The sequence below is a fragment of the Streptomyces sp. NPDC107538 genome, assembly GCF_055657445.1.
Map to the genome: position 1 here is coordinate 736,780 of NZ_JBVKAY010000001.1, position 12,723 is coordinate 749,502.

The 12,723-nt window shown below is 71.9% G+C and carries 9 protein-coding genes; 5 read left to right on the forward strand and 4 right to left on the reverse strand.

The annotated features are described in order from the left end of the window. Positions 1 to 348: 348 nt before the first annotated feature. On the forward strand, positions 349 to 1,350 hold the full coding sequence (locus ACZ7MG_RS03230) for a LacI family DNA-binding transcriptional regulator (RefSeq protein WP_471395740.1): 1,002 nt from the start codon (positions 349 to 351) through the stop codon (positions 1,348 to 1,350). Positions 1,351 to 1,822: 472 nt separating this feature from the next. On the opposite strand, the gene ACZ7MG_RS03235 is transcribed toward ACZ7MG_RS03230, so the two are convergent. The 3 genes from ACZ7MG_RS03235 to ACZ7MG_RS03245 are packed head-to-tail and all read right to left on the reverse strand — an operon-like array spanning position 1,823 to position 6,566. Further along, on the reverse strand, positions 1,823 to 4,495 hold the full coding sequence (locus ACZ7MG_RS03235; RefSeq protein ID WP_471946104.1) for an alpha-L-rhamnosidase: 2,673 nt from the start codon (positions 4,493 to 4,495) through the stop codon (positions 1,823 to 1,825). Continuing rightward, a complete protein-coding gene (locus ACZ7MG_RS03240; protein WP_471396227.1) occupies positions 4,492 to 5,271 on the reverse strand; it encodes an alpha/beta hydrolase family protein in 780 nt (259 codons plus the stop codon). The genes ACZ7MG_RS03235 and ACZ7MG_RS03240 overlap by 4 nt, the downstream gene beginning before the upstream one ends. Next, positions 5,268 to 6,566, reverse strand: coding sequence for an MFS transporter (locus tag ACZ7MG_RS03245; protein WP_471396224.1), 1,299 nt, complete (start codon positions 6,564 to 6,566; stop codon positions 5,268 to 5,270). Before ACZ7MG_RS03245 ends, ACZ7MG_RS03240 begins: the two co-directional genes overlap by 4 nt. A gap of 185 nt (positions 6,567 to 6,751) precedes the next feature. On the opposite strand from ACZ7MG_RS03245, the gene ACZ7MG_RS03250 reads away from it, so the two are divergent. Together ACZ7MG_RS03250 and ACZ7MG_RS03255 are read left to right on the forward strand one after the other, a co-directional pair. Next, complete coding sequence (locus ACZ7MG_RS03250) at positions 6,752 to 7,783, forward strand: LacI family DNA-binding transcriptional regulator (RefSeq protein WP_471396222.1); 1,032 nt, start codon at positions 6,752 to 6,754, stop codon at positions 7,781 to 7,783. 602 nt (positions 7,784 to 8,385) lie between these two features. Next, positions 8,386 to 9,354: an alpha/beta hydrolase gene (locus tag ACZ7MG_RS03255; protein WP_471396221.1), complete on the forward strand. Its 969-nt coding sequence runs from the start codon at positions 8,386 to 8,388 to the stop codon at positions 9,352 to 9,354. A 152-nt stretch (positions 9,355 to 9,506) separates the two neighbouring features. On the opposite strand, the gene ACZ7MG_RS03260 is transcribed toward ACZ7MG_RS03255, so the two are convergent. Continuing rightward, positions 9,507 to 10,550: a LacI family DNA-binding transcriptional regulator gene (locus tag ACZ7MG_RS03260; RefSeq protein WP_471396220.1), complete on the reverse strand. Its 1,044-nt coding sequence runs from the start codon at positions 10,548 to 10,550 to the stop codon at positions 9,507 to 9,509. A 356-nt stretch (positions 10,551 to 10,906) separates the two neighbouring features. On the opposite strand from ACZ7MG_RS03260, the gene ACZ7MG_RS03265 reads away from it, so the two are divergent. Both ACZ7MG_RS03265 and ACZ7MG_RS03270 read left to right on the forward strand, forming a co-directional pair. Continuing rightward, a complete protein-coding gene (locus ACZ7MG_RS03265; protein WP_471396218.1) occupies positions 10,907 to 11,854 on the forward strand; it encodes a carbohydrate ABC transporter permease in 948 nt (315 codons plus the stop codon). After that, positions 11,851 to 12,672 (forward strand): carbohydrate ABC transporter permease, encoded by an 822-nt coding sequence (locus tag ACZ7MG_RS03270; RefSeq protein ID WP_471396216.1) that lies wholly within the window; start codon positions 11,851 to 11,853, stop codon positions 12,670 to 12,672. The genes ACZ7MG_RS03265 and ACZ7MG_RS03270 overlap by 4 nt, the downstream gene beginning before the upstream one ends. Positions 12,673 to 12,723: the final 51 nt, after the last annotated feature.

Consider the following 12,723-nt stretch of genomic DNA (forward strand, 5'->3'; position numbering starts at 1 on the left):
GAGGTTGCGAGGGGGGGCGAATCGGGCCACCGAGGCGGGGCCTGGTGGGCGGATCCGCCGGTGTTCGGGTGCGGGGCCGGCGGGGGAGCCGCCGGACAGGGGTGGCGATGCCGATGCGACGGACGGGACCAGGCGCGGCGTACCCGGAGGATCACTCCGTCTCATGGGCGTCGCGGGGAGTCTGCTTCAATGTCGGCGATCGGATGAGTCGGTCGGGCGTCCCGTCGCGAAACTCACATCTTCGTTACCTGGAGTAGCTTTAACGTGTCGCTAACACGTTAAAGTGGATGTCCGTAAACTAACTGTGTCTCCTGCGTCGCGCAAGAGGTTCGTGGAAGGTGGTCGTCGATGGCACCGCGAGGCGCGAGAGTGACGAGTGCGGACGTGGCCCGTGAGGCCGGTGTGTCGCGGGCGACGGTGAGCTTCGTCCTCAACAACACGGCACATCAGAAGATCACCGACGCGACCCGCCAGCGGGTGCTGGACGCGGCCCGCAAGCTCGGCTACGCCCCCTCGGCCGCGGCCCGGACCCTCCGCTACGGACGCTCCGACGTGGTGCTCGGCCTGCTGCCCGACTGGCCGCTCGGCTACGCCACCGGCCTTCTCGTCCAAGAGCTGACGCTCGCGTTCGCGAAGCGTGATCTCACGTTCGTCGTCCACTCCAGCATCCGGGGGGCCCGCCCGCTGGGCGAGATCTGGAAGGCCCTCACCCCGGCCGCCGTGCTGGCCTTCGCACCGTTCTCCGAGGCCGACGCGGCGGCGATGCGGGCCGCGGGCACCGAGGTGATCGCCGCCCTGTACGAGGACACGGGGCTGGGGGAGGAGGAGGGCATCACGAGTGCGAACGCCATCGGTGCGGCGCAGGCCCGCCATCTGGCCGCCTCCCACCGGCGCCTGGGGTACGCCTACCCCGACGACGAGCGGGTCGATGTCTTCGCCAGACCGCGCCTGGACGGTGTCCGCAAGGTCTGCTTGGAGCTGGGCCTGCCCGCCCCCGAGGTCCGGACCGTCCCGCTGGCGCCGGGCGCCGCCGCCGAGGCGGTACGGTCCTGGCTCGCCGCGGGGCCGCCGGTGACCGGCATCTGTGCGTTCAACGACGATGTGGCCGTGAGCGTCCTGTCCGGGCTGCGGCACCTCGGCCTGGAAGCGCCCCGGGACATGGCGGTGGTCGGCGTCGACGACACCCCTGCCGCGGCGGTGTCCTGGCCGCCGTTGACCACCGTCGTGCAGGACCTGCCCGGGATCGCCGAGCTGTACGCGGACTCGGTGCGGGCCGCGCTCGACGGCGGGCAGGCCGCCGGACTTCAGGTGGAGCCGCGTATCAGGCTGGAGATCCGGGGGTCGGCCTGACGGGGCGGCCGGCTGCGTTGTCGGGTGCGGGCCCGGTGGGGCTTCTCGCGCAGTTCCCCGCGCCCCTAAAAGACCAGGCCCCTGCGGGCCTGAAGACCGGGCCCTTGCGGGCCTGAAGACCAGGCCCTGCGGCCTGGGGAGACCAGCCCTCCGCGGCCTGAAAGGCGACCGGCGGCGGGGCTGAAAAGCACGGGGCGCAGCCCCTGCTTTTCAGGGGCGCGGGGAACTGCGCGAGAAGCCCCACCGGAGCCGCACCCGACAGCGCACCCGCACCCGACAGCGCACCCGCACCCGACAGCGCACCCGCACCCGACAGCGCACCCGCACCCGACAGCGCACCCCCACACGGGCGGGCCCGCCGCTCCCTGAAATGTACGAGGCGTTGAGGCGTGCGAGAGCGGCCCGCTGCGTGTCAGGGAGCAGCGGGCCGCTCGTGTGGGGGCCCGGTCGTGGGGCCGGGCGGGAGGGGGGCCTAGGCCGAGGGGGTCCCGGGGGGCGTGGTCCGAGGGGCCGGGGCCGGGTGCAGGGACAACAGATGGGTGCCGGAGGCGAGTTCGCCGATGGCGTCGGCGGGATGCCAGCCCTCGGGGGCGCTGAACCGTCCGGTGGTGCCGGGCGGCAGCACGGCCCGGACGGTGAGGGTGTCGTCGCTGATCGACCAGGCGACGGACGCGGTGCCGTACGGCGTGGCGATCGAGGCCTCGGCGGAGGTGAGCGTGGCGCCGGGGCGAGGGGCGAACTCGATCGTGCGGTAGCCGGGGGAGAGGGGTCGCAGCCCCGCCACGGACCGGTAGAGCCAGGAGGCGACGGCGCCGTAGGCGTAGTGGTTGAACGACAGCATCGTGCCGGCGTTGTCGACGTCGATGGTGCCGTCGGGACGGATCGCGTCCCACCGCTCCCACATGGTCGTGGCGCCCCGGGCGACCTGGTAGAGCCAGCCCGGACACTCGGGGTTGAGCAGCAGCTCGTACGCCTCGGCCACATGACCGGTGTCGCCGAGGGCGGGCAGGACGAACGGTGTGCCCAGGAACCCGGTGGCGATCCGGCCGCCGGCCGCGCGCACCAGACCCGCCAGTGCCTTGCCCACGTCGGCGCGTTCGCCGGCGGGCGCGATGTCGAAGCAGAGGGCGAGCGCGCAGCCCGTCTGGGTGGTGCGGGCATGGTCGCCCCACTTGTGCCAGGTTGCCTCGGCGGTGCGCCGGTGCAGGGCCGCGTAGCGTTCGGCGTCGTCCGGGCGGCCCAGTTCACGGGCCGCGTCGGCGAGCAGCCGGGCGCTGTGCGCGACGAAGGCGGTGGCGACGTACCCGGAGTCGGTGGTGGCACGCGCCGGGTCCTCCGGGGGCGCGGCCGGGTCGAGCCAGTCACCGAGCTGCGCGTTGCCGCTCCAGGTTCCGTCGTCGTCGAGGTGGGCGACGGTGAACTCGACCCAGGCGCGCATCGCCGGGTAGTGGCGCTCCAGCATGGCGGGTCGGCCGTACGCCTCGAACAGGGCGGTCGGTGCGACCGTGGCGGCGTCGCCCCACCCGGCCGCGGCTCCCGCGAACGGCAGCTCGGCGGGCGGCAGTTCACCGAGCGGAACGTCGGGGATCACCATCGGGACCGCGCCGTCCGGCCCCTGCTCGATACGGAGGTCGGTGAGCCAGCTGTCGAGGAAGGAGGCGCTGTCGAAGGTGGCGCAGGCCGTCGGGGCGAAGGCCATGATGTCGCCGGTCCAGCCGAGCCGTTCGTCCCGCTGCGGGCAGTCCGTCGGCACGGCGAGGAAGTTGCCGCGCTGGGAGCGTACGACGTTGGCGTACAGGGTGTTCACGCGTTCGTCGGAGCACCGGAACCCGCCGATGCGCCGCAGGTCGCTGGCGACGACCTCGACCTCGACCGTCTCGACGCGCACGCCGGGGGAGGTGGCGATCTCGGCGTACCGGAAGCCGTGGAAGGTGAACTCCGGTGCCAGTTCGGCGCTGCCGCCGGCCAGGGTGTACTGGTCGGTGGCGCGGGCCCCGCGCAGGATGCTCGTCAGCAGGCGGCCCTCGGCGTCGAGGACTTCGGCGTGCCGGACGGTGACGGTGCCGCCCCGAGGGCCGTCGACGCGCAGCCGCAGCCAGCCGGTCAGGTTCTCGCCCGCGTCGACGGCGATCGTGCCGTCGGGCAGGGTGTGCTGCTCGGGTCGCACGACCTGGACGACGCGCACCGGCGGATGGGCCCGCTGGGCCAGCCCCTTCGGCAGGGGCAGGACGGCGACCGGTTCCCAGCCGGTGTCGATGAAGTCCGGGAGCCGCCAGCCGTCGGGTTCGTGGCGCAGGTCGCGTTCGCAGCCGTCGTAGAGGTCCGCCGCCAGCAGGTCGCCGTAACCGCCCTTCCAGTGGCGGTCGGTGGTGACCGTGACCCTGGTCCCGTCGGCCATGTCCACTTCGAGCTGGGCGAGCAGTGCCGTCGTGTCGCCGTAGACGTCGCGGTTCTTGTGCCAGGTGAGATGGCCGCGGACCCAGCCGTCGCCGATCGCGGCCGACAGCGCGTTCGTGCCGGGGCGGAGCAGGCCGGTGACGTCGTAGGTGGCGTAGAGCAGCCGGTTGGGGTAGCTGGTCCAGCCCGGTTCCAGCAGGTCGTCGGAGACGGTACGGCCGTTGACGGTGGTGCGGTGCACCCCGAGGGAGGTGACGTACAGCCGCGCGGACACCGGCTCCGCCGGGAGGTGGAACTCCCGGCGGAGCAGCGGCACCGGGCCGGGGGAGGTACGGCCCCGGTCATCGGGCAGGTGGACGGGGCGGGCCGCCCAGTCCACGTCGTCGAGCAGTGCGGCCTCCACCCGGGCGGGGTCGCTCCACCGCGTCCACCCGAGGTCGGTGCGGACGCGGACCCGCCAGTACCGGACCTCGCGGCTGGCCAGCGGCTGGGCCGGCCAGGGGTGGTCGGTCACCGTGCCGGCCTCGACCGCCCCACTGGACGTGGCGTCGTCGAAGGACGGGTCGGTCGACACCTCGATCTCGTAGGCGTGTTGGAGGATGCCCGGCCGTTCGCCGGTGAGGGACCAGGACAGGCCCGGCATGGCGTACGCGGTGGCGACGAGACCGGAGTCGTCCGCCGTGCGCAGGCCGCTCACCGAGGTCGTGGTGTCAGTGGTTTCGGGTGCCGTGGGGCTGGACGTGTTCATCGCTGGAGGTGCCTCCGGAAGAAGCGCAGGGTGGACCCGTGCAGCGCGGTGCGGTGGGGGACGCTGCCCCAGCCGTGGTCCGCGCCTTCGACGATCTGCAGCTCGGCGTTGCCGTCGTAGTGGTCCAGGTAGCGGCGTACGTATTCCATGGGCGCGATGACGTCCTTGTCGCCGTGCAGGATGTGGACCGGCCCGGTGTACGCGCCCGACCGTCCGTAGACGTCGAGGCCGGCGATGTCCTCGACGAGCGCGGCGCTCATCCGGTGGCCGTCGGCGTCGACGTAGCCCTTCTCCGCGATCTCGGGGGCGAGTTCGCGGCCCTTGAGGTATCCGCTGCCGATCTCGAACGGGGCGACCGCGGCCGGGGACCACAGGCACAGGGCGGCGATCCCCGCCCCCTCCTCGGCGGCCGTGATCCCGGCGACCACGCCGCCCATGCTCATGCCGACCAGGCCGATACGGCCCGGGTCGACGAAGTCGAGGGTGCGGACCGTGCTCAGGACCGCGCGGGTCTCGGCGATCTCACCGGTGATGGTCACGTCGAAGAAGTCGCCGTCGCTCTCGCCGTGTCCCGAGAGGTCGAACCGCACCGAGGCGATGCCCTCGGCCGCCAACAGCCGTGACATGGCGACGAAGTTGGGCAGTTCGATCCGGTTGGAGGTGAAGCCGTGGACGAACACCACGGTGGGGTGGCGGGTGTCCGGTGGCCCTTCGGGGATGTGCAGTGTGGAGCGCAGGGTGAGGCCGTCGTGCTGGAAATCGTGGTGGCGGATCAAGGCACAGCCTTTTCGGTCGTGGCGGGGGTGGGAGTGCCGCCGAGGTCGGCGGGCTGGGAGGCTTTGGGCAGGCGTGGCACCCAGGTGAGGCCGATGACCGCGGAGACCAGCGTGACGCCGAGGAGCAGGCCGAAGAAGAGCCGGGTGTGGCCCAGCGCGAAGGCGGGTGTGCCCAGGGCGGCCAGCCCGGCGAGAGCGCGGGTGAAGGCCATGGTCACGCCGGTCGCGGTGGCCCGCAGCAGGGTGGGGAAGAGTTCCTGGGACCAGATCTTGTAGATGGACTCGCCGGCGAAGGCGTTGCCGAGCCCGGAGACGAGCATGACGGCGACCAGGGTGAAGGTGCCGGGCCCGAACAGCGCGGGCAGAGCCCAGGCGATGACGATCAGGGCGGTGCCCACGGCGAACCAGGCGTGCCGGGCGGGCCGGTCGACCACGCGCATGAACACCAGGCCCGCGAGGAAGCCCGTCGGGAGACCGAGGAGCGTGAGCCGCGAGTACTGCGCGACCTCCCCGTTCGCCAGGGCGGTCCACAGGAAGGTGCCGAACTGGCCGAGGGTGTTCGCGCCGAGGTTCCAGGTGGCGTAGTAGAGGCCCGTCGCGAGCAGGGCGTACCCGGTCGGAGCCCGGAAGAGATCCCGGACGCGGCCGAACTCGACGTTCTGCGACGGGGAGCCGGGGTGCCTGTCGGCTGCCCGGCGCGCGGCGGTCCACTCGGCCGACTCGCTGAGGGTGAGCCGCAGGAGCAGGACGACGACGGCCACGACCAGCAGATGGGCGAAGAGGATACGGCCGCCGAGCATGCCCTGCGCCCCCATGAAGGAGCTGAGCAGCAGGACGGCCACGATGCCGGCGAGCCAGAGCATGCCGGAGAACACCACCATGGTGCCCTTCCTGCCCGGCGGCGCCTCCTCGTTGACCAGCGCGAGCGACACGGGGAGGTCCGCGCCGATCGCGAGACCGGTGGCGATCACCCCCGCGAACAGCAGCGCGGGGCTCGCCGCCACCAACAGCAGCAGGACACCGGCCGCGTACAGGACCAGCGAGCAGGTGAAGACCGTACGACGGCCCAACCGGTCGCCGAGCCGGCCGCCGAAGAGCGCACCGGCGGCGAACGCGAGGGTCTGCAGTCCCAACAGGTGTCCGATGGCGCCGGGGGTGAGTTGCAGCGGTGCGGCGTAGTAGCCGCCGATGGCGATGCCCGAGGTCACCAGAGCGGCGGAGTCCAAGTAGGAGGCCATGCCGGCGAGCGTCGCGGTCTTCCAGGGATGGCTCGTGGTGCTTGTCTGGCCGGACATGGGTCCTCTTCGCTGAGCACCGGGGACTGTGTGCTCTGGGGTGCGGGTGGGGAGAGCCGGAGCGGCTACGGAAGTGGCTACCAAGCGTTACTTAAACGCGCCACTTAAACGTGTAGGTTGACTGAGCGGGTAAGCTAGCCCGCGCTCGCGGGGTTTGGCAAGAGGTCTGTCAGAGGGTGGGATGCATGGCCGGGACGTCCAGAGGCAGACGGGTGACCAGTGGGGACGTCGCGAAGGAGGCCGGAGTCTCACGGGCGACGGTCAGCTACGTCCTCAACGACACCCCGCACCAGAAGATCGCCGAGGCGACCCGCAAGCGGGTGTGGGAGGCCGCGGCCCGGCTCGGCTACGCGCCCTCGGCGGCGGCCCGCACACTGCGTACCGGACGCTCCGACATCGTGCTCGGGGTGCTGCCGGACTGGCCGATCCAGCATGTGCTCGGACGGCTCATCCAGCAGCTGACCCACGCCTTCGCCGAACACGAACTCACCTTCCTCGTGCACTCCTCGGCGCAGCCCGCCCGGCCACTGCGGGAGGTCTGGAAGGCGCTGACCCCCGCCGCGGTCCTCGCCCTGAACCAGTTCCCCGAGAGCGAGGCCGAGGCCATGCGCGCGGTCGGTATCGAGGTGGTCATGGCGATGCACGGCGCGCTTTCGGAAGACCCCGGCCCCCCTCTGACAGCCGCCCGGGCGGCCCCGCTGGTGGCCGAGGAACCGATCGGCGCGCTCCAGGCCCGCCATCTCGCCGTCTCGCACCGCCGCCTCGGCTACGCCTACCCGGACCTGCCACGCCTCGACGTCCTCGCCCAGCCCCGGCTGGACGGCGTCCGACAGGTCTGCGAGGAGCGCGGCCTTCCCGAACCCGTCGTCCGCACCGTCCCGCTGGAACTCGACGGTGCCACGGAAGCGGTCAAGGCCTGGCAGGCCGCCGACCCGCCGGTGACGGGCATCTGCGCCTTCAACGACGACATCGCCATGGCCGTGCTGCTGGGCGCGCAGGCCCTCGGGCTGAACCTCCCCCGGGACCTCGCGGTGGTCGGCGTCGACGACATCCCCAGCTCCGCCCTCCTGCGACCGTCCCTGACCACGGTCGTCCGCGACACCGACACCCTCGCGCGGGGCCTGGCCCGCCGTGTCGTCGACGCACTCGACGGGGTGGAGACGCCCGTCGCACCGATCGAGGACCCGCTCGGCATCGAGCGGCGGGACTCGGCCTGAGGACGCCCGCGGCGGCTGACGCGGTGCTCAGTCAGCGGGTCGGGGCTCGCGGGGCCCCGGGCCCACGTCGGTGCCGGTGCGGGCCGGATGCGAAGACGGAGGCCGCGCGATGCCGAAGCGGCCGGCCCGCGAGGTCAGGGATCCGCCGCGCTCCGTGAGAGGGCTGGACGACGGACGGGGCGGGCGGTTACGGTTCCGCCCGTCCTGCTTCGGCGCCAGGCACTCGGGGCCGGGACGGCACGGTCCGGCTGCCCTCGGCTGTCCGGCCGAACGGCCCGGGCGCGCCCGTCGTTGTTCGACCGAGGGCACGGGTCTGTACGGCGCTGATGCGAACGGGCGCACGAGCTCGGACCGTGTCACCCACCGCCCGGGGTCTCTCGGCGCGCGGACCCACCTCTCCGGCCCCGGCAGCGGAAGAGGCTGCCACTCCGGGGCCCTGGCGGTGAGACCTGCCCTTCCCAGGCCTCGCCGCCTGACGCCGTCGCCACGAGCACTCGGCACCGACCCTCACCCCGACCGAACCGTTCCGTCGTGGAGCCACATGCCGCCGCCCTTCCCGACGGGTCGCGGTCACGTCGACGATCGACTCCCAGGAGGTCCAGATGACCACGCCCCCTCCGCCCTTCGACCCGGAGCTGGCCGCCGTTCTCGCCGAGCTCGGCGACCAGGCGCCGACCAGCGCGACCCCGGACGACATCCCCGCGGCCAGGGAGCGGCTCAACGGCGACGTCCCCCTCCTGACCAACGACGAACTGAGCTGTGGCGGACTCTTCGAGGTCCACGAGCGGTCCGTACCCGGCCCGCCCGACGCGCCGGACGTCTCGTTGCTCATCTGCCGGCCCACCTCCGAGCCCGGCCCTCGTCCGATCGTCTACTTCACCCACCCCGGGGGCATGATCGTGGGCACCAACCGGCTGGGCCTGCCGCTGGACTGGGCCGAGGAACTGAGCCTGGTCGTGGTGTCGGTGGAGTACCGGCTCGCCCCCGAACATCCGCACCCGGCACCGATCGAGGACTGCTACGCGGGCCTGCTGTGGACGGCGGCCCACGCCGAGGAGATCGGCGGCGATCCGGACCGCATCGTGCTGGCAGGAGGCAGCGCGGGCGGCGGACTCGCGGCGGCCCTGGCCCTTCTCGCCCGGGACCGCGGTGGTCCGCGCGCCCTCGGCCAGTTGCTGATGTGCCCGATGCTCGACGACCGCAACGACACGTTGTCCGCCCACCAGATGGCCGGGCTCGGCGTATGGGACCGCACCGCCAACGAGACCGGCTGGAACGCCCTGTTGGGCGAGGCGCGCGGCACCGACGGCGTCCCGCCGTACGCCGCTCCCGCCCGCGCGGCCGACCTCTCGGATCTTCCTCCCGCGTTCATCGACGTCGGATCCGCCGAGACCTTCCGGGACGAGGACGTCACCTACGCCTCCAGGATCTGGCAGGCCGGGGGCCGCGCCGAGCTACATGTGTGGCCGGGCGGTTTCCACGGCTTCGACGGCCTCGTGCCGCAGGCCGCGCTCTCGGTCGACGCCCGCGAGGCCCGACTGCGCTGGCTTCGGCGGCTCCTGGGAGAGTGACGATTCCCGGTCCCCGTCGAGGGTCCTCCTCCCGGTCCCGACGGCCACCGTATTCGGCTCGGCCGTGGCCGTCGGACGCCACCCATCCTGCGCCCCTGGGAGGGGTGAGCAACGTTTCCCAAAAATAGGTTGGATCCGCCGACGCCTTCCGCTCACTCCGGCGGTCGCGCCGTCGACCGCCGCGGCACGAGCGAGGGAGTGAGGGTGACCCGGGACGACGGGCGGCCGCGGTCGGCGATCCGTTCCAGCAGCAGGCGTACGGCGTTGCGGCCCATCTCCTGACCGGCCTGGTCGACGCTGGTGAGCGAGATCGGGCCGTAGGCGGCGAACGTGGTGTTGTCGTATCCGGCGACCGAGAGGTCTCCGGGGGCGGACAGGCCGGCCTCGGCGAGCGCTTCGAGTGCGCCCATCGCGGCGATGTCGGCTCCGGCGAAGACGGCTGTGGGCCTGGCCGGGGCGGGGCGGGCGAGTAGTTCCCGCATGGCCAGGTGGCCGCCTTCCTGGCTGTAGCTGGTGGAGATGACGTCGATCATCTCCTCCAGTCCGTGGGCCCGCATGGCCTGCCGGTATCCGTCCGCGCGCCGGGCGTTGGGCATCTCCGCGAGGCGTGTGGGGTCGGTCTCGTGGTGCTCGATGTGCGCGATCCGGCGATGCCCGAGACCGACGAGGTGCCGGACGACCAGGGCCGCGCCCTCGGTGTCGTCGTCGGTCACGGTGTCGTAGGCGGGGGAGGAGCCGTGGCGGCCGACGACGACGGTGGGGACCGCGCCGGCGACATGTTCCAGATGGGCGCGGGAGGAGACCGGGGCGACCAGGACGAGTCCGTCCATGCCTCGGTCGATCATCGCCTCGGTGACCCGGGCCTCAGCCTTCTCCCCGTTGCAGCCGGGGCCCAGGAACACCTGGTAGTCGGTCTCCTCCAGCGAGTCGGTGACGCCGTCGAGGATCTCGGGGAAGAACGGGTTGCGGATGTCGGGCAGCATCACGCCGATCGTGTACGTCTGGCCCCGCAGGGCCCGGGCGCCGGCGTGCGGCCGGTAGCCCAACTCCTCGATCGCGCGGCGCACTTTGGCCTGCATGTCGGGGCTGGCTCCGTAGGCGTTGCGCAGCACCTTGGACACGGAGGTGACGGACACCCGGGCGTGCCGCGCGACGTCGACGATGGTGACCCTGCGCTGCGGTGCTGTCGGCTCCATCCGGTCCTTGCCTCTCGGGAGATCGTCCGGCCGCAGTGTAGGCCGGAACGCGCAGGTCGAACGAGGGTCCGGATCCCGTGGGCCGAGAGTGCCGGGAGGTGCGGGTCGCGCGGGCCGGGTCACGCCGCCGCGATGCGCGCGACATCTTGACGTCACGCGGGAGGCTCCTTAAGGTCTGGCCACACCCTTTGGGAAACGTTACCCAAAGCCGTGGCGTTTCTCGTGGCCCGCCAGTGGGCCGCTCCTTCATCCAGCACGAACACCGATCAGGAGAGCCGAGCGTGTCCGCACATCGCGCGGCTCGGCGGATCTACCCAGTACGTGATGTGAATCGTTTCAAGAGAGGGGGTTCGTCGGTGGCTCTGGCCCCGCACAAGCGGCTCGTCGACGATGACCGGCCTCCGGTCGCACCACCGGATCCGCGGCCCCGGCCCGCGCGCACGACCCCACCGTGGTGGTTCGCCCTGCCGGCGATGCTGCTGTTCGCTTTCGTCGTCCTGGTGCCGAGCGTCCGCGGCGTGTACTACGCCTTCACCGACTGGGACGGACTCGACCCCGACTTCTCCTTCGTCGGCCTGGGCAACTTCACCGCCATGCTCGACGACCCGGACGCGAAGCAGGCCGTCTGGCACACGCTGCTGATCGCGGTGGCGATCACGGTCATCCAGAACGGGCTGGGGCTGCTGCTTGCCCTGGGCGTCAACTCCGCCATCAGGTCCCGCAACATCCTGCGGGTCTTCCTGTTCGCCCCGGCCGTGATCACCCCGATCGTCACCGCCTACCTCTGGCGGAACCTGCTCGGCCCGGACGGCGCAGTGAACAGTCTGCTCGGCGCGGTGGGGCTGGGCGGACAGCGGCAGGACTGGCTCGGCGACCCGGAGCTGGCCCTGTGGTCGGTGGTCGGGGTGACCGTGTGGCAGTACGCGGGCTACTCCATGGTCATCTTCCTGGCCGGCCTCCAGTCGGTGCCCAAGGAGGTCCACGAGGCCGCGTCCATCGACGGCGCCGGTCCCGTACGCCGCTTCTGGTCGGTGACCAGGCCCCTGCTGGCGCCGGCCCTCACCATCAACCTGATGCTGTCGATCATCGGCGGGATCAAACTCTTCGACCAGGTCTACGCGTTGACCGGCGGTGGCCCGGGACACGCCACCGACACCATCTCGACCCTCATCTACAAGGACGCCTTCACCCTCGGCGAGTTCGGCTACAGCATCGCGCTCGCCGTCGTCCTCACGATCATCGTGGCGGTCGTCTCGGCCGGTCAGTACGCCGGTCTGTCCCGCAACGAGAGGGCCGCGTCATGAAGCGCTACGGCCGCCGCACCCTGGCCCTGGAACTGGCGATGATCGCCACCGCCCTGTTCGTCGGCTTCCCGGTGTACGTCCTGGTCAACCTGGCCGTGCGCCCCACGTCCGACACCTCCTCGCCGATCAGTCCCACCACCTCACCCACCCTCGACAACTTCACCCAGGCCTGGCAACAGGGCGCGCTGGGCGGGGCGTTGGCCAACAGCCTGCTGGTGACGGGGTGCAGCGTCGTCGTCGTACTGGCCGTGTCGTCGCTCGCCGCGTACCCGCTGGCCCGGATCACCGCCCGCTGGTCCCGGGGGACGTACCTGACGATCCTCCTCGGCCTCGCCCTGCCCTTCCAACTCGCGTCCCTGCCGCTGTACCAGACCATGCGTGACCTGGGCCTGCTCGGCACCCCCTGGGCCCTGGTCCTCTTCTACTCCGGCCTCCAGGTGCCGTTCACCGTCTTCCTCTACGTCGGCTTCCTGCGCGCCCTGCCCCGCGACTTCGAGGACGCGGCCCTGATCGACGGCTGCACACCCCTGCAGGGCTTCCGGTACGTGATCCTGCCGATGCTCAAACCCATCACCGTCACGGCCCTCGTGCTCAACACGGTCGCCGTGTGGAACGACTTCTTCACCCCGTTGCTGTACCTCAGCGGCAGCGACCGGCAGACCCTGCCGGTCGCGATCGCGGGCTTCGTCGGCCAGTACGTCACCGACTGGAACCTCATCTTCGCCGCGCTGGTGATCAGCATCCTTCCCGTCCTGCTCGTCTACTTCCTGCTGCAGCGCAGCATCATCAACGGCTTCGCGGGAGGGCTGAAGGGATGACCCCGACGCCCGACCGTCCCTCAAGTCCGGTGGCACTCTCCCCGAGGGGGA